This is a genomic window from Pseudooceanicola sp. LIPI14-2-Ac024, assembly GCF_042188925.1.
In the GTDB taxonomy this organism is placed as follows: domain Bacteria; phylum Pseudomonadota; class Alphaproteobacteria; order Rhodobacterales; family Rhodobacteraceae; genus Pseudooceanicola.
The window spans coordinates 3524486-3545351 of the sequence record NZ_CP170102.1; the positions used below are offsets into that span (position 1 = coordinate 3524486).

General features: G+C 66.6%; 20 protein-coding genes. 10 read left to right on the forward strand and 10 right to left on the reverse strand.

What is annotated here, in order from left to right; genetic code table 11:
* Positions 1-88 precede the first annotated feature (88 nt).
* A complete protein-coding gene (locus tag ACE2AC_RS17250; RefSeq protein WP_375688655.1) occupies positions 89-2200 on the forward strand; it encodes a nicotinate-nucleotide adenylyltransferase in 2112 nt (703 codons plus the stop codon).
* Positions 2201-2255: 55 nt separating this feature from the next.
* Here the strand turns inward: ACE2AC_RS17250 and ACE2AC_RS17255 are convergent, their stop codons facing one another.
* Positions 2256-2390, reverse strand: coding sequence for a hypothetical protein (locus ACE2AC_RS17255; RefSeq protein WP_375688656.1), 135 nt, complete (start codon positions 2388-2390; stop codon positions 2256-2258).
* A gap of 149 nt (positions 2391-2539) precedes the next feature.
* Complete coding sequence (locus ACE2AC_RS17260; RefSeq protein ID WP_375688657.1) at positions 2540-2965, reverse strand: tellurite resistance TerB family protein; 426 nt, start codon at positions 2963-2965, stop codon at positions 2540-2542.
* A gap of 110 nt (positions 2966-3075) precedes the next feature.
* On the opposite strand from ACE2AC_RS17260, the gene ACE2AC_RS17265 reads away from it, so the two are divergent.
* The 4 genes from ACE2AC_RS17265 to ACE2AC_RS17280 all read left to right on the forward strand — a co-directional run bounded on the left by ACE2AC_RS17265 (position 3076) and on the right by ACE2AC_RS17280 (position 8304).
* Complete coding sequence (locus tag ACE2AC_RS17265; protein ID WP_375688658.1) at positions 3076-4650, forward strand: lysine--tRNA ligase; 1575 nt, start codon at positions 3076-3078, stop codon at positions 4648-4650.
* 42 nt (positions 4651-4692) lie between these two features.
* The gene (locus ACE2AC_RS17270; RefSeq protein WP_375688659.1) at positions 4693-5424 is read left to right on the forward strand and encodes a DUF4336 domain-containing protein; all 732 of its coding nucleotides are present in this window, start codon (positions 4693-4695) and stop codon (positions 5422-5424) included.
* Between the two features lie 66 nt (positions 5425-5490).
* Positions 5491-5892 (forward strand): DUF4864 domain-containing protein, encoded by a 402-nt coding sequence (locus tag ACE2AC_RS17275; protein WP_375688660.1) that lies wholly within the window; start codon positions 5491-5493, stop codon positions 5890-5892.
* Between the two features lie 120 nt (positions 5893-6012).
* The gene (locus tag ACE2AC_RS17280) at positions 6013-8304 is read left to right on the forward strand and encodes a glycosyl hydrolase family 28-related protein (protein ID WP_375688661.1); all 2292 of its coding nucleotides are present in this window, start codon (positions 6013-6015) and stop codon (positions 8302-8304) included.
* A gap of 3 nt (positions 8305-8307) precedes the next feature.
* Here ACE2AC_RS17280 and ACE2AC_RS17285 read toward each other — a convergent pair whose 3' ends face one another.
* Positions 8308-8796, reverse strand: coding sequence for a HugZ family protein (locus ACE2AC_RS17285; RefSeq protein WP_375688662.1), 489 nt, complete (start codon positions 8794-8796; stop codon positions 8308-8310).
* Between the two features lie 20 nt (positions 8797-8816).
* Positions 8817-9461 (reverse strand): hypothetical protein, encoded by a 645-nt coding sequence (locus ACE2AC_RS17290; protein WP_375688663.1) that lies wholly within the window; start codon positions 9459-9461, stop codon positions 8817-8819.
* Positions 9462-9612: 151 nt separating this feature from the next.
* Between ACE2AC_RS17290 and ACE2AC_RS17295 the strand changes: the two genes are divergently transcribed.
* Positions 9613-10218, forward strand: coding sequence for a class I SAM-dependent methyltransferase (locus tag ACE2AC_RS17295; protein WP_375688664.1), 606 nt, complete (start codon positions 9613-9615; stop codon positions 10216-10218).
* Positions 10219-10320: 102 nt separating this feature from the next.
* On the opposite strand, the gene ACE2AC_RS17300 is transcribed toward ACE2AC_RS17295, so the two are convergent.
* Positions 10321-11019: a response regulator transcription factor gene (locus ACE2AC_RS17300; RefSeq protein ID WP_375688665.1), complete on the reverse strand. Its 699-nt coding sequence runs from the start codon at positions 11017-11019 to the stop codon at positions 10321-10323.
* 279 nt (positions 11020-11298) lie between these two features.
* Between ACE2AC_RS17300 and ACE2AC_RS17305 the strand changes: the two genes are divergently transcribed.
* The 4 genes from ACE2AC_RS17305 to ACE2AC_RS17320 all read left to right on the forward strand — a co-directional run bounded on the left by ACE2AC_RS17305 (position 11299) and on the right by ACE2AC_RS17320 (position 14922).
* Complete coding sequence (locus ACE2AC_RS17305; RefSeq protein WP_375688666.1) at positions 11299-11805, forward strand: CoxG family protein; 507 nt, start codon at positions 11299-11301, stop codon at positions 11803-11805.
* 130 nt (positions 11806-11935) lie between these two features.
* Entirely contained in the window at positions 11936-12865 is a 930-nt protein-coding gene (locus tag ACE2AC_RS17310; protein ID WP_375688667.1) for an ABC transporter ATP-binding protein, read from the forward strand.
* Positions 12862-13623, forward strand: a complete 762-nt coding sequence (locus ACE2AC_RS17315; RefSeq protein ID WP_375688668.1) for an ABC transporter permease — start codon at positions 12862-12864, stop codon at positions 13621-13623. The genes ACE2AC_RS17310 and ACE2AC_RS17315 overlap by 4 nt, the downstream gene beginning before the upstream one ends.
* An 87-nt stretch (positions 13624-13710) precedes the next feature.
* Entirely contained in the window at positions 13711-14922 is a 1212-nt protein-coding gene (locus tag ACE2AC_RS17320; protein ID WP_375688669.1) for an MFS transporter, read from the forward strand.
* 4 nt (positions 14923-14926) lie between these two features.
* Here the strand turns inward: ACE2AC_RS17320 and ACE2AC_RS17325 are convergent, their stop codons facing one another.
* The 5 genes from ACE2AC_RS17325 to uvrC all read right to left on the reverse strand — a co-directional run bounded on the left by ACE2AC_RS17325 (position 14927) and on the right by uvrC (position 20569).
* Positions 14927-15307, reverse strand: coding sequence for a GtrA family protein (locus ACE2AC_RS17325; protein ID WP_375688670.1), 381 nt, complete (start codon positions 15305-15307; stop codon positions 14927-14929).
* A complete protein-coding gene (locus tag ACE2AC_RS17330; RefSeq protein ID WP_375688671.1) occupies positions 15304-16008 on the reverse strand; it encodes an HAD family hydrolase in 705 nt (234 codons plus the stop codon). The genes ACE2AC_RS17325 and ACE2AC_RS17330 overlap by 4 nt, the downstream gene beginning before the upstream one ends.
* Positions 16005-17027, reverse strand: coding sequence for a UbiA family prenyltransferase (locus ACE2AC_RS17335; protein ID WP_375688672.1), 1023 nt, complete (start codon positions 17025-17027; stop codon positions 16005-16007). Before ACE2AC_RS17335 ends, ACE2AC_RS17330 begins: the two co-directional genes overlap by 4 nt.
* A gap of 2 nt (positions 17028-17029) precedes the next feature.
* Positions 17030-18382 (reverse strand): hypothetical protein, encoded by a 1353-nt coding sequence (locus ACE2AC_RS17340; protein ID WP_375688673.1) that lies wholly within the window; start codon positions 18380-18382, stop codon positions 17030-17032.
* Positions 18383-18712: 330 nt separating this feature from the next.
* Positions 18713-20569, reverse strand: a complete 1857-nt coding sequence (uvrC, locus tag ACE2AC_RS17345) for an excinuclease ABC subunit UvrC (protein ID WP_375688674.1) — start codon at positions 20567-20569, stop codon at positions 18713-18715.
* Between the last annotated feature and the right edge of the window lie 297 nt (positions 20570-20866).

Genomic DNA, 20866 nt, shown 5'->3' on the forward strand with positions numbered 1-20866 from the left:
GGCGGGGGTGCAAGGGTGGCCGCCCGAAACGTGGCACAACGCCCTGCGCCCCTTCCTTTTTCCGTTTGCGATGGGCTAGATGGCCGCCATGCGTTCTGGATTTCCCCATGCCCGTGCCGGTCAGGTCGTGGGCCTGCTGGGCGGGTCGTTCGACCCCGCCCACGCGGGCCATGCGATGATCACGCGCGAGGCGCTGAAGCGGTTCGGGCTGGACCAGGTCTGGTGGCTGGTGAGCCCGGGCAACCCGCTCAAGTCCGAGGGGCCGGCGCCGCTGGCGCAGCGGATGGCGCGGGCGCGGGCGGTCATGCATCATCCGAATGTGAAGATCACCGATATCGAAGCCCGGATCGGAACGCGCTACACCGCCCGGACATTGAGAGCGCTCAGGCGTCTTTACCCGGGTGTCAGATTCGTCTGGTTGATGGGGGCGGACAACCTCGGGCAGCTGGACAGGTGGCAGGAATGGCGCTGGATCATGGATAACGTGCCGGTCGGCGTACTGGCGCGACCGCACCAGAGGATCTCGGCCCGGATGTCCAAGGCGGCGCGGATCTACGCCCATGCACGGCTGCCCAGCCGGGCGGCGGGATCGCTGGGCCGGCACGCGACGCCCTGCTGGTGCTTCGTGAACGTGCCGATGGTGGCGCTCTCTTCGAACCGAACTGCGGCAGAGAGGCGAATGGTGACGGACAGGACGACTTCGGAGACAGGCGCACGGCTCACGCGGCGGGCGCTGTTGGGGAGCGCCCTGGCCGCCCTGGCCGCGCCGGCGCTGGCCGAGGGGCCCGACGGGTCGATCCGGCCGCGGCTGCGGCCCGCACGGCTGGGCATGGCGCCGCCGCCCGCGCCGCCGGGCGAGGACCTGGTCGAGAAGGCGCGACTGGACGGGCGGGTGTCCTACACGGTGGCGGATGCCGGCACCGGCATGACGCTGGAGGGGCGCGACACCCGGGTGAAGCTGCCGCCGGCGAGCGTGGCCAAGGCCGCGACGGCGGTCTACGCGCTGGAGGTGCTGGGGGCCGACCACCGCTTTGCCACGCGTGTCATCGCGCTTGGCCCGGTCGAGAACGGGCGGCTGAAGGGCGACCTGGTGCTGGCGGGCAGCGGCGACCCGACGCTCGACACCGAGGCGCTTGGCGCGCTGGCGACCAAGCTGAAAGAGATCGGCCTGACCGAGGTCACCGGCCGGTTCTTCGTCTGGGGCGGTGCGCTGCCCTTCGTGCCGACCATCGACATGGAGCAGCCGGACCACGTGGGCTACAGCCCGGCGGTGTCGGGGCTGAACCTGAACTTCAACCGCGTGCATTTCGAATGGAAGCGCGAGGGCGGGAAGTGGGAGATCACGATGGACGCGCGGACGGCCCGTTACCGGCCCGACGTGACCATCGCCCGGATGCAGGTCGTGGACCGCGCGGGCCCGGTCTATACCTACGAGGACGCCGAGGGGCGCGACAGCTGGACGGTGGCGGATGGCGCGCTTGGCAAGGGCGGCGCGCGCTGGCTCCCGGTGCGCAAGCCCGAGCTCTACGCCGGCGAGGTGTTCCAGACGCTGGTGCGCGCGCATGGCATCGTGCTGAAGACGCCCGAACTGGCGACGGCGCTGCCCGAAGGGACGGAACTGGCGCGGCACGACAGCGGGCCGCTGGTCGAGATCCTCGAGGACATGCTGTTCCATTCGACCAACATCACCGCGGAATGCGTGGGCATGACGGCGAGCCGGACGCTTTATCCCGAAACCGCGACGCTGGTGGAATCGGGCGTGGCGATGAGCGCCTGGCTGAGCACGCGATTCCGGGTCGACGGGATCGAGCTGGTCGATCACTCGGGTCTGGGCGGCGACAGCCGGGTGATGTCTTCGAGCCTGGTGCGGGTGCTGGCCGACCCGGTGTCGCAGGGCCACCTTCGGCCGATCCTCAAGACCATCGCGATGCGCGGCGACGCGCGCGGCAAGGACGTGACCCATCCCGAGAAGGTGGTGGCCAAGACCGGGACGCTGAACTTCGTCAGCGGGCTGGCGGGGTACGAGACGCTGGCGGACGGGACCGAGCTGGTGTTCGCGATCTTCTGCGCCGACGTGCCGCGTCGCGACGCCCTGGGCGACCACGAACGCGAACGGCCGCCGGGCATGATGGCCTGGAACGGCCGGGCCAAGATGCTGCAGCAGGGCCTGATGGATCGGTGGGCGGCGCTCTACGGCTGAGGCGCGCGGCGTGACCCGGGCCTGGGCCCGGGTCCCGGTGGTGGTGGCAGGGCCGTCAGTAGTGCCTGAGCTGGATGTCCGGCGTCAGCGCGATGGCGCGCTGCGGGGGATGGGAATCGACGAGGGTGCCGATCACCGGCAGCGTGCAGAGCGCGAGGGTGGCGAGGATCAGGAAATGGACACGGGTCATGGATAAGGCCTTTCTAAAATAGGCCTCCAGCATGCGCCCGGCGCACCGGAACGGCAATTCGGGGATTCCTGACCCAGCGGAAACCGGCCGAACGACGGGCCTTCCGGCCGCCGGGGCGGCCGGATTGGCCGATACGGGGCCGGATTTGCCTATTCGGTGAGGTGGCGGGCCCGCGCGCCGCGTTCGATGGCGGCCGCGTGCAGGCGGTCGATGTCGAGCTCGTAGCGAATCTCTTCCAGAAGGCGCAGTTCGGATTCGCGCAGCACGCCGTCCGCGGCGGCCACGTCGCAGGCCAGCGCATAGGCGGTTTCGTAGAGCCGCTGCGGCAGGTTCTCGCGGATCAGGCCGAAGAGCGCGTCGAGCCCGTCTTCCTCGGCGAAGAGGTCGAAGACGATCTGGCTGAGCGTCTTGATCCGGTCGGTGTCGAAATGGCCGAAGATCGGCAGGGTGTTGACCGCATCCTCGATCTTCACCAGCTCCATCGTGCGGATGTCGGCATCCGACATCGAGACCGCGATCATCAGGGCGACAAGGCAGTCCTGCGGCGTGAGGCTGTGGGGTTCGGTCTCGGTCATGGAAATCCTCGTCGTCTGGCGTTGCAGTGCAGAATATTGACCCCGCGTGTGGCGGGCAATAGGTAGCGCCCCTGTCCCCGGTGAGTCCCGGGCCCTATGGAGTTTGAGCTATGACCAACCTGCGTGACGCTGCGATGAATTCGAAGGCCTGGCCGTTCGAAGAGGCCCGCGCCCTGCTCAAACGCTATGAGAAGGCCCCGCCGGAGAAGGGATACGTGCTGTTCGAGACCGGTTATGGCCCCTCGGGCCTGCCGCATATCGGCACCTTCGGCGAGGTGCTGCGGACCACGATGATCCGCCGCGCCTTCGAGGTGATCAGCGACATTCCGACCCGGCTGATCTGCTTTTCGGACGACATGGACGGGATGCGCAAGGTGCCGGGCAACGTGCCGAACCAGGACCGCCTGCGCGAGGACCTGCAGCGCCCGCTGACCAGCGTGTACGACCCGTTCGAGGAATTCGAGAGCTTCGGCCACCACAACAACGCGATGCTGCGCCGGTTCCTCGACACCTTCGGGTTCGAGTACGAGTTCTATTCGGCCACCGAGTTCTACAAGTCGGGCCAGTTCGACGAGACGCTGCTGAAGGCCTGCGAGAAGTACGACGAGATCATGCAGGTCATGCTGAAGTCGCTCCGCGAGGAGCGGCAGCAGACCTATTCCTGCTTCCTGCCGATCCATCCGGAAACCGGCCGGGTGCTCTATGTCCCGATGAAGCATGTCGATGCCAAGGAAGGCACGATCACCTTCGACGACGAGACCGGGCGCGAATGGACCCTGCCGGTGACCGGCGGGCAGGTGAAGCTTCAGTGGAAGCCCGATTTCGGCGCCCGCTGGGCCGCGCTGGACGTCGATTTCGAGATGTACGGCAAGGATCACAGCACCAACACGCCGATCTACGACCGGATCTGCGAGATCCTTGGCGGCAAGAAACCGAACCACTTCACCTACGAGCTGTTCCTCGACGAGCATGGCGAGAAGATCTCGAAATCGAAGGGCAACGGCCTGTCGATCGACGAGTGGCTGACCTATGCCTCGACCGAGAGCCTGTCGTACTTCATGTACCAGAAGCCCAAGACCGCGAAGCGGATGCATTTCGACGTGATCCCGCGGGCGATGGACGAGTACCATCAGCAGCTGCGCGCCTATCCCGACCAGTCGGATGACCAGAAGGCCGCGAACCCGGTGTTCCACATCCACGGCCACAACGTCCCGGCGTCCGACATGGTGGTGCCGTTCACCATGCTGCTGAACCTCGCCAGCGTGGCGAGCGCCGAGGACAAGGAAACGCTCTGGGGCTTCATCCGCCGCTATGCGCCGGACGCCACGCCCGAAACGCATCCGGGTCTGGATGCCGCTGCGGGCTACGCGGTGCGCTACTACAACGACTTCGTGAAGCCCGAGAAGGTCTATCGCGCCCCGACCGACCTGGAGCGTCAGGCGCTGGTCGAACTGCGCGACGGGCTGAAGGACTGGGGCGGCCCGATGGACGCCGAAGAGCTGCAAAGCCTCGTCTTTGCGGTCGGACGCGAAAAATTCGATCCTTTGCGTGACTGGTTCAAGGCGCTATACGAGGTGCTACTGGGTGCGAGCCAAGGGCCGAGGTTCGGGGGATTCATCGCCCTCTACGGGGTTCACGAAACGGTGGCGTTGATCGACAAGGCCCTGGACGGCGAGTTGGGGTAACGCGTCGCGCTCTGCGCGCGCGGAGTACGCTCGGAGAGTCTTGTGGGGACTGGATACGAACCGCTGGAAGTCCTGAAACCGGTTGCCGATGACATCTGGATCGTCGACGGGCCGGAAATCAGGTTCTACGGGATGCCGTTCTCGACCCGGATGACCGTCGTCCGCCTGTCGGGCGGCGGGCTCTGGATCCATTCGCCGATCAAGCTGAGCCTTGCGCTGAAGGCGCGCATCGCCGCGCTTGGCCAGGTCAAGGCGCTGATCGCGCCGAGCGTGATCCACTATGCCTACCTGACCGACTGGAAGCACGCCTTTCCCGAGGCCGAGGCCTGGATCGCCCCCGGCGTCGAGCGGCGGGCGGAACGGCACGGCATCCCGCTGGAGTTCGATCACTACCTGGCCGGGGCCAACCCGGACTGGGCGGCGGATTTCGACTGGCTGGTGGTGCGGGGCAGCAAGACCGTGGCCGAGGCGGTGTTCCACCACAGGGCCAGCCGGACGCTGATCCTCACCGACCTGATCGAGAATTTCGAGAAGGACAAGAAACCGTGGTGGATGTGGCCGATTCTGCGGGCCACCGGGATCGCCGCGCCGAACGGGTCGATGCCGCGCGACATGCGGATGACGTTCCGCGGCAACGAGGACCTGCTGCGCGAGGACATCGAACGGATGATCGACTGGGATCCGAAGCGGGTGATCGTCGCGCATGGCAGGTGGTTCGAGGACAACGGCGCGGCCGAACTGAAGCGCGCCTTTGGCTGGCTGCTGGACGGCTGAGCGGGCGGAAATTCGAAACCGATCGGCCCGCCCGCCCGTATCTGGGGCAGGAAACGGAGGTCGACGATGCAACGGATCCTCACGGCGGCACTGATCTGGATCGCGCTGGCGCTGCCCGCCGCGGCGCAATCGCGCGAGATCGAGGGCGTGATTTCGGGCCAGATCGAACGGTTCAAGGCGGACGATTTCGCCGGGGCCTTCACGTTCGCCAGCCCGACGATCCAGGGTCTCTTCGGCACGCCCGACAACTTCGGCATGATGGTGCAGCGCGGCTACCCGATGGTGCACCGGCCGCGCGACCTGCGGTTCCTCGACCTGCAGGAAGCGCCCGGCGGGTACAGCCAGATCGTCGAGGTCGAGGACATGCAGGGCCGCCGTTTCCTGCTGCGCTATGACATGATCGAAACCGGAAACGGGTGGAAGATCAACGGCGTGAGCATCCTTCCCGCCCCCGACGTCGCAACCTGAACCGTTGCCTGCCCGGCCCGCATCGCGCGGTGCCGGCAGGGCGCGTTAAGCCGGTTTTGCTAGCTCCCCAGCCCGATGACCACCGGCCCGCAGGCGCGGGTGCGAGGAAGGGGACCTGGGATGAACAAGGCGATCACCGAAGGAATTCAATTCATGCCGCCGGCCTTTGCGGCCGGGCTGTCGGTCTGGGCCAAGGGCGACGGCACGCCCGGGTCGGACACCTATGCTGGCGATCCGAACGCGGCCGTGGTGCCGGCGGACGCGGATTTCGGCGGCTGCCTCGAGGTCCTCAAGGGCCAGACCACGCAGAAGCTGCGCTACATGGGCCAGACGCCGATCCTGCCGGGCTGCTACCTGCGGGTGTCGGCGCGGGTGAAGGCGATCAGCGGCAACCTGCCCTCGGTCCGGATCGCCGGCTGGGCCGGCAACGGGGCCGAGGCGCATGTCGCCGGGCTGGACGAGACCGGGCCCTCAGTCACGCTGACGCAGTACGGCGAGGTGGTCGAGGTCAGCGCCATCGTCGGCACCGGCACGCGCGGCGGCGTCGACATGCCCTGGGGCGCGCAGCCGGTCTATGGCCATTTCGGGCTGGACCTGACAGGGGCGAACGGCGGCGTGGTCCGGATCGACGACATCGAGATCGAGGATGTCACCGGCGTCTTCCTGCGCGAGATCATGCCATGGGTGGACGTGCGCGACTACGGCGCGCTTGGCGACGGGTCGACCAATGACCTCGCCGCCTTCGAGGCGGCGGATGCGGCGGCCGAGGGGCGGACCATCCTGGTCCCGGCGGGGGAGTATGTCCTGGGCGGCAGCCTGACGCTGGAGAACCGGGTGCGGTTCGAGGGCACGGTGAGCATGGCGACCGGGTCGATCCTGTCGCTGACCCGCAACTTCGACCTCGCCGCCTATATCGACGCTTTCGGGGACGAGGAGCTGGCCTTCAAGAAGGCGTTCCAGTCGCTGCTGAACGACAGCCAGCACGAGAGCCTGGACATGTGCGGGCGCCGGATCGCGGTGAAGGGGCCGATCGACATGGCGGCCGCGGTGGCGAACAAGACGTCCTACGCGACGCGCCGCCACATCTGCAACGGCCAGTTTGACGTGATGTCGAACAGCGCCTGGGACGACGAGGTGACGACCAGCCAGGCGACCTATTCGCCGTCGAACGACCGCAAGCTGACGAACGTGGTGAACGTGGCCAACATCAAGGTCGGATCGCTTGTCACCGGCAACGGGGTGGGGCGCGAGGTCTATGTCCGCGAGAAGAACGTCGGCGCGCAGGAGGTGACGCTGTCGGCGCCGCTTTACGATGCGGCGGGGACGCAGACCTACACCTTCCGCCGGTTCAAGTACGTACTGGACTTCAGCGGCTTCGACGATTTCGACAAGTTCTCGATCTCGAACGTGGAAATTCGCTGCCAGGGCCGCGCGTCGGGCATCCTGCTGGCGCCCTCGGGGCTGATCTTTCACGTCTATGACTGCTACATCAACGCGCCCAAGGATCGCGGCATCACCAGCCACGGCGAGGGCTGCCAGGGCATGCTGATCGACCGCTGTCAGTTCCTGAGCAACGAGAGCGGGACCGAGAGCACGGCCCGCACCACGATCGCGCTGAACGCCAACGCGAACGACGTGAAGCTCCGCGACAACCGCATCGTGCAGTTCCGCCATTTCGCGGTGCTGGCCGGGACCGGCACGATCATCACCGGCAACCACTGGTTCCAGGGCGATGACGAGAACAACGCCGTGCGCACGCCGGGGCTGATCCTGACCCATCCGAACACGCGGGCGACGGTGAACGGCAACTACATCGACAACTGCTTCATCGAATGGGCCAACGAACACGATGCGGCGCCGGCCTTCAGCTCGGAGTTCTCGTTCTCGGGGCTCAGCATCACCGACAACGTGTTCCTGTGTTCCGACGTGGCGCCGTGGTTCACCTTCATCGTGGTCAAGCCCTACGGCACCGGGCATTTCCTGAACGGCATGGCGGTGACCGGCAACGTGTTCCGCACCATCCACGGCGTGATCGACCGGGTGGAGCAGGTCGACACCTCGTTCGCCACGCTCGACTGGGACCGCTGCAAGAACGTGACCTTCTCGGACAACATGTTCAACAACGTCGAGACCGGCGCGCTGAACCCGCTGCTGGTGCGGCACGACCAGGCCAGCGCGTCCAGCACCTGGACGATCACCTGTTCGCCGAAGCTGCCATTCGGGGGCTGGGCGCAGACCTGCGAGGGGCTGGTGGCCAACGGCAAGATCGAACGGTCGACCGGCGCGGCGCATTTCGGGATGCCCTACGTGAACCTCAAGGAGGGCACCAACAGGGACCAGGTGAAGCTGTTCTGGGAGGAGCCGGTGCGCGGCACCGTGTCGGTCATGGTTCGGATGGACGACGCGCTCTGACGTTCAGCCGAGGATGTCCGCGGGCGTCAGCTTGTAGGCGCGGGCGAAGCCGCCGTTGAGGTGGCCGGACTCGATCTCAAAGGTGGCGAAGAAGAAGTCCTGGAAGCCGGCGTAGAGCTTGGCCTTGGGGCGCAGCGACAGGTAGTGGGCGGCGAGTTCGGTATGTCCGGGCTCGCCGTTTCGCGTGAAGCGGGCACGGCACTGCAGGGTCAGGCGCGGATGGGTCAGCGGATCGCCCCGTTCGCCCGGCTCACCGACGAGGAGAGAGGCGACGGGGGTCGCCTTGAGCGCCTGCGCGTGGGCCGAGAGGTCCGAGATCAGCGTGACCGGATGACCGTCCCTCGTGGTGGCGAGAGCGACGCGCGTGACCATCGGCAGGCCGGTGTCGGGCGTCAGAACGCCGAGCGCGGCAAAGGTCGCGTCGGACAGCAGGCTGCGGGCGAGGGCGCGCGCCTCGTCATCGGTGGTCTGGATCGGGTCGCGTTTCGTCATGCGGCCTGAGTAGCCCGCGCTCAGAACGCCGTCCAGAGCCCGATCTTGACCTGCGGGTCGCGCGCGCCGGACAGCCCGGTCGAGACCCCGAGGTCGAGCCATGTTTCCCCGAAGAGGTTGTACGCGGCCGAGCCCTCGATCCGCGCGTCGATCCCGCCGGGGCGGACAGTCGAGTAGAGCTGGACGTAGGTCTTGAGCTGGGGCCGCGGGGCAAGGCCGAGGGTCAGGTCGAACTTGCCGGTGCCGTCGCGGGTTTCGGGGAAAAGGTCGGCACCCAGCGTCGCCTCGATCCAGCCCGAGAGCGTGCCCAGTTGCAGGCCGCGCCCGATGAAGAGGCGGGGCGAGACGACCGAGGCGCCCGAGATCGAGCCGCCGCCAAGAGCGGCAGAGACCTGCACGGGGCGGTCCGGGGCGGACAGGCTGATCTGGTAGAAGAGCAGCGCCTTGGCGACCTCGCCGCCCGACAGGTCGAGCTCGAGCGTGAGGCCGCTGCGCGGGGTGAGGCCGAAATCGTGGAAGATGCCGGTGGTGATGGCATGGCCCGGGTCGGTCGCGATCCGGGCGGTGACGGCGCCGAAATGGTTGCCTTCGCCGCGCGGCCAGGCGCCGGGATGGGCCGGGGTGGCGGGGAACAGCAGGACAAGGCAGGCAAGGGTGCGGAACATCGGCGCTCGCTCGGTGGCTGGGGCCAGTCTCGACCGACGCGCGTTAAGCAATTGCTAACAAACGGGCAAGTTTCGGGTCATCTTCGCCTTGGGGCGTCGGGCGTGGCGGTCCCTTGGTGCGTCGGTCTGGTGCCCGTGCTACGCGGCGGGGATGGACAAGGCGCATGATGACGACACGCTGCGGTTCTATGCCGATACCGCCGAAACCTACGTCTCTTCGGGCAAGGGCGGGGTGAGCCGCCACCTTGAGGATTTCGTGGCCGCCCTGCCGCCCGGCGCCAAGGTGCTCGAACTGGGCTGCGGCGGCGGGCGGGATGCGCGGGCGATGATCGCGGCGGGGCACGATGTCGACGCCACCGACGGCACGCCCGAGATCGCGGCCAAGGCCGAGGCGCTGATCGGGCGTCCGGTGCGGGTGCTGCGGTTCGAGGACCTCGATGCGACGGCGGCCTACGATGCCGTGTGGGCGAACGCATCGCTTCTGCACGTGCCGCGCGCGGCATTGCCGGGCGTGCTGGCGCGGGTGCACGCGGCGCTGCGTCCGGGTGGGCTGCACATGGCCAGCTTCAAGGGCGGCGGCGCCGAGGGGCGCGACCGGCACGGGCGCTACTTCAATTACCTCTCGGCCGACGAGATCCTGACCGCCTATCGCCAGTCCGGTGCATGGGAGGTCGAATGGCTGCGCGAGCATGTCGGGGGCGGATATGACCCGGGCGTGCTGGGGCCCTGGATCGCGGTGCTGCTGCGGCGGGTCTGACGGCCCGCGGTAACGACGATCGCCGGGCCGTGGAGGGGCGGCCCGGCGACGTGATCCGCGCGGAGGAGGGAGGGAGAGCGCGCGGACCGGAGGGATCGGGGATCAGGCGGCGGCGACTTCGACCACGTTGGCGAAGGGGTCGAGCCGGTAGCCGTTGCCGAAATTCGTCGAGATCAGCGCGCGGGGCGCGTCGAGCGTGGCGAGCTTGGCGCGGATACGGCAGATGTAGACGTCGATGATCTTGGGGTCGGGCTCGTCCTCCCAGCCGTAGAGGCGGGACATGATGGTGTCGCGGTCGACCAGCGTGCCGTTGGCCAGCGCCAGCGTCTCGATCAGCTCGTACTCCAGCCGGGTCAGGTGGACCGACTGACCGGCGAAGCGCACTGCGCGGCGGTCGAGGTCGATGGTCAGCCCGGCAAAGCTGGGCATCTGGGTGGCAAAGCCACGGGCGCGGCGGGCAAAGGCGCGCATCTGGGCCGCGATCTCGTCCGGCTGGTAGGGCCAGCCGGTGACCGCATCGGCCCCGGCAGCATAGGCGCGCAGGCGGTTCTTCTCGGTCCAGTCGCGGTCGAAGAGGCAGATCGGAAGCTGCGGGGCCATGCCGCGCAGGCGGCGCACAAGGGTGGTGAACTCCATGTCAGGCAGGTCCGGGTCGATCAGCACGGCGTCGTAGATGCCGTGTTCGACATGGGCGACGACATCCTCGCCATTGGCGGCCTCGCTGACGCAGAAGCCCTGGTCGCGCATCATCTTGGCCAGGGTGGCCATGTTCCATGTGGTGTCGGTGATCAGGATACGCATCGTGCCAGTCTCCTCGGTCCGGTGACGCGGAGAGGGGACTGCGGGCGGGGCCACGCAAGCGGCCCACACCGTCGTCTGTCCTGTTTCTGCCGTCCGTGATCCCCGGGGGGGGGCGGTGCGGCGTTACATGCAAATTTATACGCTTTTGGCGGGTCTCGTGTCAGCGGGTTTCGCGGGGCGTGGTTAACGGGGGCGGGCGCGGCGCGGCCCGCAGGCTATTCCCCTTCGCCCCGCCGTGCAGTAGCGTCGCCGGCAACCTTGCCGAACAGGAGACCCCCGATGGAGATGAGCGACACGCGCGAGATCAAGGCAGACCCGGCGACCGTCTTCGCGGCGCTGATCTCGCCCGAGGTGCTGAAGGAATGCGTGCCCGGCGCGCAGGAGGTCACCGGCACCCCCGAGGAGGGGTTCGAGGCGGTGGTGGTCCAGAAGGTCGGCCCGGTCAAGGCGACGTTCAAGGGCCAGGTGACGGTGTCGGACATCGTCCCGAACGAGGCGCTGACGCTGTCGGGCGAAGGCAAGGGCGGCGCGGCCGGGTTCGCCAAGGGCGGCGCCAAGGTCACGCTTGAGGCGATCCCCGAGGGCACGCGGTTGTCCTATGACGTCGAGGCCAAGGTCGGCGGTAAGCTGGCGCAACTGGGATCGCGCATCATCGACGGCTTTGCCAAGAAGATGGCCGACCAGTTCTTCACCCGCTTCCAGGAGGTGCTGGAAGGCCCCGAAGACGGCGGCGAGGCCCCCGAGGCCGAGAAGAAGGGCTGGCTGAAACGGATGACCGGCGGCTGATCGCCGCACGCGAAAACGTGAGCTCTGTGCGCAGGCGCAGGTGAGGCCGCCCACGGGCGGCCTTGTTTTTCGCAGCGCACAGTTTAGGTTCCGCCCACGCGAACACTTGGTGAACACCGGAGGCGACCCCATGGCCCCCATCCTGCAGATCCGCGATCTGAAAAAGACCTACGACGGCGGCTTCCAGGCGCTGAAGGGCGTGACGCTCGACATCGAGGAGGGCGAGATCATCGCGCTGCTCGGGCCGAACGGCGCGGGCAAGACGACGCTGATCTCGACCCTGTGCGGCATCACGGTGCCGACCTCGGGCACCGCGACGGTCGGCGGCCACGACATCCAGACCGATTACCGCGCGGCGCGCCAGATGATCGGCCTGGTCCCGCAGGAGATCGCGCTGGAGCCGTTCGAGAAGGTGATCAACACCGTGCGCCTGACCCGCGGCCTGTTCGGCAAGCCGCGCAATGACGCCTTCCTGGACGAGGTGCTGCGCAAGCTGTCGCTCTACGACAAGCGGCTGAGCCCCACCAAGGAGCTGTCGGGCGGGATGAAACGCCGGGTGCTGATCGCCAAGGCGCTGAGTCACGATCCCAGGGTGCTGTTCCTGGACGAGCCGACGGCGGGCGTCGACGTCGCCCTGCGCAAGGACATGTGGGAGGTGGTGGCCGAGCTGAAGAAATCCGGCGTCACCATCATCCTGACCACGCATTACATCGAAGAGGCCGAGGCCATCGCCGACCGCATCGCCGTCATCAACGGCGGAGAGATCCTGCTGGTCGAGGAGACCGCCAAGCTGATGAGCCGGCTGGGCAAGAAACGCCTGACGATCGAGCTGCGTGAGCCGATCGCGCAGGTGCCCGAGGCGCTGGCGGCCTATGACCTCGAGCTGACCGCCGACGGGCGCGAGCTGGTCTATACCTACGAAACCCATGCCGACCGCACCGGGATCACCGGCCTTCTGAGCGCGGTGGCGGCCGCCGGTCTGGCGCTGCGCGACATCTCGACCCGGCAGGATTCGCTCGAGGAAATCTTTGTCGGGCTTGTCGAGGAGGGCGCCGCATGAACACCCGCGCGATCTGGTCGATCTATCGCTACGAGATGACGCGGTTCTTCCGCACCATCCTGCAGAGCTTCATCTCTCCGGTGATCTCGACCTCGCTCTACTTCGTGGTCTTCGGCACCGCCATCGGGTCCCGCATCGATACGGTCGAGGGCGTCAGCTACGGCGCCTTCATCGTGCCGGGCCTGATCATGCTGTCGGTGATCATGCAGGGCATCTCGAACGCGTCCTTCGCGATCTACTTTCCGAAGTTCATCGGCACGATCTACGAGGTGCTCTCGGCCCCGGTGAACTTCCTCGAGGTGGTCGTGGGCTATGTCGGCGCGGCGGCGACCAAGGCGCTGTTCATCGGCCTGGTGATCCTGGGCACGGCCTGGCTTTTCGTGGATCTGAGCATCGCGCATCCGCTGGCGATGCTGCTCTTCCTCGTGCTGACCTGTATCAGCTTTTCGCTGATGGGGTTCATCATCGGGATCTGGGCCAAGAACTTCGAACAGCTGCAGCTGGTGCCGATGCTGATCGTGACGCCGCTGGTGTTCCTGGGCGGCGCGTTCTACTCGATCTCCATGCTGCCGCCGGTCTGGCAGAAGATCACGCTCTTCAACCCGGTGGTCTACCTGATCTCGGGCTTCCGCTGGGCGTTCTTCGAAACCGCCGACGTGCCGGTCGGCTGGAGCCTGCTGGCGATTGCCGCCTTCACCAGCATCTGCATGGGCATCGTCTGGTGGATCTTCCGCACCGGATGGCGTTTGCGTGATTGAACGCGATGCGCATTGCATTCCCCCTGCCGCAAGGGTAGCGAGCGGTCAGGGGGAGCCGTCCGTTACTGATTTCGACAAGGCCCTCTCATGTCCGATCAAGCCACAGCGCCCGCCCCGGCAGGCGCCATCGCCAGTGCGCCCTCCCCGGCGGGGATCGTCATCCTTGCGCTGGCGCTCGGCGCCTTTGCCATCGGCACGACCGAATTCGCCTCGATGGCGCTGCTGCCCTATTTCGCGACCGACCTCGCCGTGAGCGAGGCCAAGGCTGCCGACGCGATCAGCGCCTATGCCATTGGCGTCGTCGTGGGCGCGCCGACGCTTTCGGTGCTGGGCGCCAAGGTGTCGCGGCGCGTGATGCTGGTGCTGCTGATGCTGGCATTCGCGGTCTTCAACGCGGGCTCGGGCCTGGCGCGCGACTTCGGCGCCTTCACCCTGATGCGGTTCCTGTCGGGCCTGCCGCACGGTGCCTACCTGGGCATCGCGGCGCTGACCGCCGCCTCGGTCGTGCCGCGGAACAAGCGGGCGTCGGCGGTGGCGCGGGTCTTTGTCGGCCTGACGCTGGCGACGACGCTGGGCGTGCCGGCGGCCAGCTGGCTGGGGCAGGCGGTCGGCTGGCGATGGGGCTTCGCGGTGGTCGGCGTCCTGTCGATGGCGACCGCGATCTCGGTCTGGCAGGTCGCACCGCGGGACCGGCCCGATGCGGGTGCCAACCCGCTGCGCGAGCTGGGGGCGCTGAAGAACCGGCAGGTCTGGCTCTTGCTGGCAACCGGCGCGATCGGCTTCGGCGGCTTCTTCGCGGTCTACACCTACCTCGCCTCGACCGTCATCAACACCACCGGTGCGCCGGCGGTGGCGGTGCCCTTCGTCCTGATGGTGACGGGCGCGGGGATGACCGTCTTCACTCTGGTCGCCGGCTGGCTGGCCGACCGCAACGCCAACGCGACGGTCTATGCCTGCTTCACAGCGGGCATCCTCGTGCTGGTGGCCTATCCCTTCGCCGCCGCCAGCCTCTGGACCCTGATCCCGGTTGTCTGCTGTCTCGGCATGCTGGGGGGCGTGTCGACGGTGATCCAGTCGCGGCTGATGGACGTGGCGGGCGATGCGCAGCAGCTGGCCGCCGCGATGCACCACGCCGCGTTCAACACCGCCAACGCCATCGGCCCGATGCTGGCCGCGATGGCGCTGCGGGCGGGCTACGACTACCCGGTGTCGGGCTTCGTCGGCGCGGGCCTCGCGTTCGGCGGGATGGTGCTCTACTCGATCGCGCTCTGGGACGAACGGCGGTCGCGGGCGCGGTGATCCGTCACTTCGGATCGCGAAAGACGAAGGTCGCGTTGAGCACGAAGTTCGCGAAGAAAGCGGTGGCGATGCCTATCGCCTTGGCCATTGCGGGCTCCGCGTCGAGCGCTGCGTAGGCCAGCATCGTCACGCCCACGTTGATCGCGAAACCGACGCCTGCCGCCGCGAGGAAGGCGCCGTATCCCTGCAGGCTGGCTGGATGCCCGAACACGAAACGTGCCGTCAGCAGGTAGTTCACGACGGTTGCGATCATGAACGAAAGCGCCGCAGCCAACGCAACGTTCAGGCCAGCGCCTTCGAGCAGGATGAACCCGCCGAGGTCCACGACGGCTGCCACCCCGGCTGTGCCGGCATAACGCAGGAGCTGGCCGAGGCGCCGTTTCATGCCGCGAGGCGCGTCGCGCCAGCCAGGTTGCGATAGTCGCAGGCATGGTACTGGCGCGGGCCGAGGTCGCGGGGCGCGCGGGGCGCGATCAGCAGGAAGTCGGTGCCGGCGGCCTCGGCCGCGCGACCGTCATGGCTGAGCCTGTCTCCGATCATCAACGTCTCCTCGGGCCGTGCGCCGATCCGTTCCATCAGCAAGAGCAGGCCGGCCGGGTCAGGTTTGAGCGCGGCCACCTCGGGATCGCCGGCCCACACGTGGTGCGGGGCCGACAGGCCGAGTGCGGCAAGCTTCTCCGCAACAGGATAGTCCGACCACACCGCTGTGACCACTTCGCGTGCGGCAAGCGCGGCGAACATCGCCTCGGCCCCCGGTAGTCGCGCCGGCGCGAGGAAGGGCAGGGGGCGCACCTCCATCCACTCCACGACCAGGCTCCGAAGCGCCTGTTCGTCCTGCCCCGTCTCCTTGCTGAGTTGGGCGAAGAGCGCGGGTTCGAAACCGCGGGGCTGGCGACGCGACAACTCCTCGCGCAGATGCCGGAACCGACGGAGAATGCGCAGCCGGGCCAACCGTCCGGGGGCGCCGCCGGTCGTAAGGATCTCGCCGAGCATCGCCCGACGCACCGGCCCCAGCCGATAGAGCGTCCCGTCAAGGTCGAACACCACCAGGCCGTAGCGTGTCAGGTCAGGCGTCCTCGCCGTCATTCCGCGGCTTCGGCAAAGGGTAACGCGATGAACTTCTGCGACGTGAGCTCCTCGAGTTGCGGGATCGACAGGAAGGTCGCCAGCAGGAACACCGCCAGCGTGACGGCCGAAGTGGCGATCACCGGTGTGGAGCTGTACAGGCGCTCGGGCTTCCGCGCGACCGAGTCCGGGGTCAGGGCAAGGGTGTAGTAGACCGCGAAGAGCGCGACGATGCAGGGGAAAAGGATCACGTATTCGATCCGATACTTGATCAGGAAGATGGCCATGAAGAACGCGCAGCTGAGCGCGTAGACCATGTTGGCAACCGACAGGCGGCTTTCCGTGTAGTAGCGGAACGAACGGCGGTACCGGCCAAGGATTTCCACCCCGTCCGAGGCGACGATGTCGCGGTATTCGGCCAGCCGCTTGGAGTTCATCAGGAACGCACCGCCGAACCAGAAGGCGAGGAAGAGCGAGGCCGGAGGCAGGCTGCTTGCGTCGACGATGGCCCACCCCATCAGCAGGCGGATAGGATTGTTGAGCGATTCCGACAGCACGTCGACGTACATCCGGTCCTTCGTTCGGATGGGGTTGACGTTGTAGGTGATACCGGAGATCGCCAGCAGCAGTGCGGCGAAGAAGAACGTGCTGTTCACCTGGGCGGCCAGCGCCAGGCCGAGGGCGAGAAACAGCAGGTACTCCGCGATGACGATCAGCGGAGACATCTCGCGCTGAACCGCCGCGCGCTGCGATTTCTCGGGGTGGAAACGGTCGAAATCACGGTCGAGCCATTCGTTGATGACGTAGTTGGCCGAGGCCACGAAGATCGCCGAGACGAAGCCGATCAGGAGGTTCGCCCAGAACAGGGACGTTGCCGCGCCAGCCGCGCTTTCGGGCCGCAGAAGCAGGGCGAGGATGACCCCCGGCACGATGAAGACATGCTTGGTCATGTGATCGAAGCGCGCGATGCGAATGTAGTCGCGCAGCCCCGCCTGTTCCCTGTCCGAGGACAGACCTGTTCGGGCGTCGACGTTCTCCATGTTCAGACCTCCATTGGTTGGGTTTTCCGGTCCCGCCGCGCGTCGTACATCGCGGCGGCAAGCAGGATGACGAGCATTGGCAGCAGCCAGACGACCCGGGCCTGGAAGCGGCCGTAGGGAGACGCGAGGATGCCGCAGATCAGGGCGTTCAGGATGACACCGCCGAGAATGGTGGCGACCACCGTCCCGGTCCCCGGTGGCAGGACTGCGCCATCGCCACGGATCGCAGCAATGGCCCAGATCGCGAGGAAAACGAGCGACAGGGCGCTCGTGATCTCGATGACGCGGGTCATTGTTCCCGCCATCCCGGGGTTCCGGTACACCTGAGTTGTGCGGATGGTCTCGGCCACGGCGGGTGTGAAGTTGCGGTTCAGGAAGTTGCCGGTTGTGGCTCTGTTGAGCGGGACGTCCGTAACCGACAGCGTCCAGAGCTGGCGGATGCCGTCGAGGCTGAGGCCAGCGATGGTCGCGGCCGGATAGGCCTTGACCGTGTCGATGGCGAAGCGAAGCTGCTCTTCGGCGAGTTCCTTCTGCGTCTCGGTGTCTGCAACCGCAAAGATCGCGGTGTCGTCCGAGCGCGAGAACATGAAGGCGATCCAGTCGACCGGCAGCTTGTCGCGATAGGCGCAGAGCGCGTAGCCGCTTTCCGGGCAGCTTTCGCGGGCATGTTCCGCCCCGGGACCAAGGTCGACCAGGTGTGCGGTGATGTGCGGGCGTTCAAGAATGCGGGTTCCGTAGATGCCGTGGACCGCCAGGCCAAAGGCGACCTGGCCCAGAACACCGGCCAGCACGGCGATCATCGGCAAGGCAAGAGCCTGTCGCCCGCGAAGGCCCGCCCGGCCGGACAGTCGGACGGCTGCATAGGTCAGGCACATCGCCGCGATCAGGGCGATATGACTCGAATGGGACAATGCGGAAAAACAAAGAATTCCGGCGATTAGCCACTTTGCGCCATTGGACAAGGTCACAGATGGGCTCCACAGGAGCGCCAGTGCAATAATCGCGGCGCTAGCCCAGATGTCCGGCATTATCAGGTTCGCAAACAGGGCCAGAGAACTGAAGCATGCCAGAAGAACGAGGGTGGCCAGTGCGCTGACAGGCCAACTGCGCGGCACGAGGTTCCGATGCAGCTCGGTCACTAGCCAGGACACCGCCAGGCATTGCAGGAAGATCGGCACCCAAAGCGACAGGCCGGCGCCGGTTGCAGCGAATGCGCTGTAGTAGATGGAGCGGCCGCCTTGAACGATGTCTCCGCCAGCGCGCGGTTCGACTGGTGCCGGCAGAGGCGACGCAACGGCCGCCACGGCGCCGACAGGGTCAGAACCAATGTCCAGCTTGGACTTCAGGACCGTCACGGCCTTGGTGAAATTGCCGAGATAGGCGGCCGAGTTCGAAATACACGAACGGACCGCCGTTCGCGATTGCTACAACCATCAGAATGAGCGCGCCAACCAGTGACGCGAAAACAATGTTGACGCGCATGAGGAATGCCGCTGCAGAATTTGCCGCGCCTAAATGGAATCGTTAGCCTAATGTCACTTAGGCTTAGTGTGTTTCAAATACCGAAAACCCAAAAAATAGGCTGGCAACTTTGTGCTGCGCAATACGCGGGCGGTTCCGCTGCATTCTTCCGCAATTCAAAGTTGATTTCGGAAGGGCGGAGATGAGCTCTCTCCCGCCCACGATCACCCCTTGTCGTGGAAGTGGTCGTAGATCGTTTCGGCCAGCGTGTCCGAGATGCCGTCGACCGCCTTGAGGTCGGCGAGGTTGGCGCGGCTGACGGCCTTGGCCGATCCGAAATGCGCCAGAAGGGCGCGTTTTCGGGTGGCGCCGACGCCCGCGATCTCGTCCAGGGGGGTGGCCGAGACCGCCTTGGCGCGTTTCGCCCGGTGGGTGCCGATGGCAAAGCGGTGCGCCTCGTCCCTGAGACGCTGGACGAAGTAGAGGACCGGGTCGTTCATGCGGAGCGCGAAGGGGCGCTGGCCGGGGCGGTGGAACTCCTCCTTGCCGGCGTCGCGGTCGATGCCCTTGGCCACGCCAACGAAGGGCAGGTCGGCAACGCCCAGCTCTTCCATGATCTCCTGCACGGCCGAGACCTGGCCCGCGCCGCCGTCGATCAGCAGGAGGTCGGGCCAGAGGCCCTTGTCGCGTTCGGGATCCTCTTTCAGCAGGCGCTTGAGGCGGCGGGTCAGCACCTCTTTCATCATGCCGAAGTCGTCGCCGGGGGTCAGCTCGTCCCCCCGGATGTTGAACTTGCGATACTGGTTCTTCATGAATCCGTCCGGCCCGGCGACGATCATCGCGCCGACCGCGTTGGTGCCCTGGATGTGGGAGTTGTCGTAGACCTCGATCCGGGCGGGCGGGCCGTCGAGCTCGAACGCCTCGCCGAGGCCGCGCAGAAGCTTGGTCTGGGCCTGGCTTTCCGCCATCCGGCGGCCGAGGCTCTCGCGCGCGTTGCGCGCCGCGCCCTCGACCAACTCGGCCTTTTCGCCGCGTTTCGGAACCAGCAGCTCGACCTTGCGCCCGGCCTTTTCCGACAACGCCTCGGCCATCAGGTCGGCATCCTCGATCGGGTGCGACAGCAGGATCTGCCGGGGCGGTTCCTTGTTGTCGTAGAACTGGCCGAGGAAGGCCTCGAGCACCTCGGCCTCGTCGATTTCGGCCCCGGCGCGGGGATAGAAGTCGCGGTTGCCCCAGTTCTGGTTGGCGCGGATGAAGAAGACCTGCACGCAGGCCTGGCCGTGTTCCATGTGCAGCGCGATGACGTCGGCCTCGGCCGTCGTGCGCGGGTTGATGCCCTGCACCGATTGCACCTGGGTCAGCGCGCGGATCCGGTCGCGCAGGGCGGCGGCGCGTTCGAACTCCATCGCGTCCGAAGCCGCCTGCATGTCCTGCGCCAGCTTCTCCTGCACCTGGGTCGAGCGGCCCGAGAGGAAACGTTCGGCATCCGAGACCGAGGCGGCGTAGTCGGCTTGCGAGATGTAGCCGACGCAGGGGCCCGAACAGCGCTTGATCTGGTAGAGCAGGCAGGGCCGCGTCCGGCCCGAGAACATCGAATCCGAGCAGTTGCGCAACAGGAACACCTTCTGCAGCTGGTTCAGCGTGCGGTTCACCGCGCCCGCGCTGGCGAAGGGGCCGTAGTAGCTGCCCTTCTGCTTTTTCGCGCCGCGGTGCTTCATGATCTGCGGAAAGGCATGGTCCTTGGCGACGAGGATGTTCGGGAAGGACTTGTCGTCGCGCAGCAGCACGTTGAACTTGGGCTTGAGCTGCTTGATCAGGTTCTGTTCGAGCAGCAGCGCCTCGGTTTCCGTCCGCGTCGTCAGGAACATCATCGAGGCGGTGTCCTCGATCATCCGGGCGATGCGTCCGGAATGGCCGTAGGGCCGGGCGTAGTTCGACACCCTCGCCTTGAGGTTGCGCGCCTTGCCGACGTAGAGCACCCGGCTTTCGGCATCCAGCATCCGGTAGACCCCCGGCGACGCGTCGAGTCGGCGGACGTAGTCCTGGATCACCTCGTAACCGGTCTTTGATTCGCTGGGCATCGTGATTCTGACGTTGGGGCAGGGGGTTAGATGGTGATTCTCGGCGTCGTCTGCAATTTCCGATTGGAATGGGCAAGTCTCAAGGTTTCCCCTGTTCCTGTGGACAAGTCTGGAGACAAGTTTCCGGGGACGAGATTTTCCCTTTGATTCATTACCACTTCGTCGGTTTGCCCAAAAAATGGGCGCCTCTGTAACGTATTGATTTCAAATGAAAAGAAATGGGGCTTCGCGCAAATCTCTGAAATCATTAAGCTTTTGGTAACACTTTGATGACGGCTCTGTGACCGGTGCACAACT

What these genes read in the sequence shown, in the direction of transcription:
- ACE2AC_RS17250 (WP_375688655.1), top strand. Translation starts at nt 89, where the DNA reads ATGCGTTCTGGATTTCCCCATGCCCGTGCCGGTCAGGTCGTGGGCCTG.
- ACE2AC_RS17255 (WP_375688656.1), bottom strand. Translation starts at nt 2,390, where the DNA reads ATGACCCGTGTCCATTTCCTGATCCTCGCCACCCTCGCGCTCTGCACG.
- ACE2AC_RS17260 (WP_375688657.1), bottom strand. Translation starts at nt 2,965, where the DNA reads ATGACCGAGACCGAACCCCACAGCCTCACGCCGCAGGACTGCCTTGTC.
- ACE2AC_RS17265 (WP_375688658.1), top strand. Translation starts at nt 3,076, where the DNA reads ATGACCAACCTGCGTGACGCTGCGATGAATTCGAAGGCCTGGCCGTTC.
- ACE2AC_RS17275 (WP_375688660.1), top strand. Translation starts at nt 5,491, where the DNA reads ATGCAACGGATCCTCACGGCGGCACTGATCTGGATCGCGCTGGCGCTG.
- ACE2AC_RS17280 (WP_375688661.1), top strand. Translation starts at nt 6,013, where the DNA reads ATGAACAAGGCGATCACCGAAGGAATTCAATTCATGCCGCCGGCCTTT.
- ACE2AC_RS17285 (WP_375688662.1), bottom strand. Translation starts at nt 8,796, where the DNA reads ATGACGAAACGCGACCCGATCCAGACCACCGATGACGAGGCGCGCGCC.
- ACE2AC_RS17290 (WP_375688663.1), bottom strand. Translation starts at nt 9,461, where the DNA reads ATGTTCCGCACCCTTGCCTGCCTTGTCCTGCTGTTCCCCGCCACCCCG.
- ACE2AC_RS17295 (WP_375688664.1), top strand. Translation starts at nt 9,613, where the DNA reads ATGGACAAGGCGCATGATGACGACACGCTGCGGTTCTATGCCGATACC.
- ACE2AC_RS17300 (WP_375688665.1), bottom strand. Translation starts at nt 11,019, where the DNA reads ATGCGTATCCTGATCACCGACACCACATGGAACATGGCCACCCTGGCC.
- ACE2AC_RS17305 (WP_375688666.1), top strand. Translation starts at nt 11,299, where the DNA reads ATGGAGATGAGCGACACGCGCGAGATCAAGGCAGACCCGGCGACCGTC.
- ACE2AC_RS17310 (WP_375688667.1), top strand. Translation starts at nt 11,936, where the DNA reads ATGGCCCCCATCCTGCAGATCCGCGATCTGAAAAAGACCTACGACGGC.
- ACE2AC_RS17315 (WP_375688668.1), top strand. Translation starts at nt 12,862, where the DNA reads ATGAACACCCGCGCGATCTGGTCGATCTATCGCTACGAGATGACGCGG.
- ACE2AC_RS17320 (WP_375688669.1), top strand. Translation starts at nt 13,711, where the DNA reads ATGTCCGATCAAGCCACAGCGCCCGCCCCGGCAGGCGCCATCGCCAGT.
- ACE2AC_RS17325 (WP_375688670.1), bottom strand. Translation starts at nt 15,307, where the DNA reads ATGAAACGGCGCCTCGGCCAGCTCCTGCGTTATGCCGGCACAGCCGGG.
- ACE2AC_RS17330 (WP_375688671.1), bottom strand. Translation starts at nt 16,008, where the DNA reads ATGACGGCGAGGACGCCTGACCTGACACGCTACGGCCTGGTGGTGTTC.
- ACE2AC_RS17335 (WP_375688672.1), bottom strand. Translation starts at nt 17,027, where the DNA reads ATGGAGAACGTCGACGCCCGAACAGGTCTGTCCTCGGACAGGGAACAG.
- uvrC (WP_375688674.1), bottom strand. Translation starts at nt 20,569, where the DNA reads ATGCCCAGCGAATCAAAGACCGGTTACGAGGTGATCCAGGACTACGTC.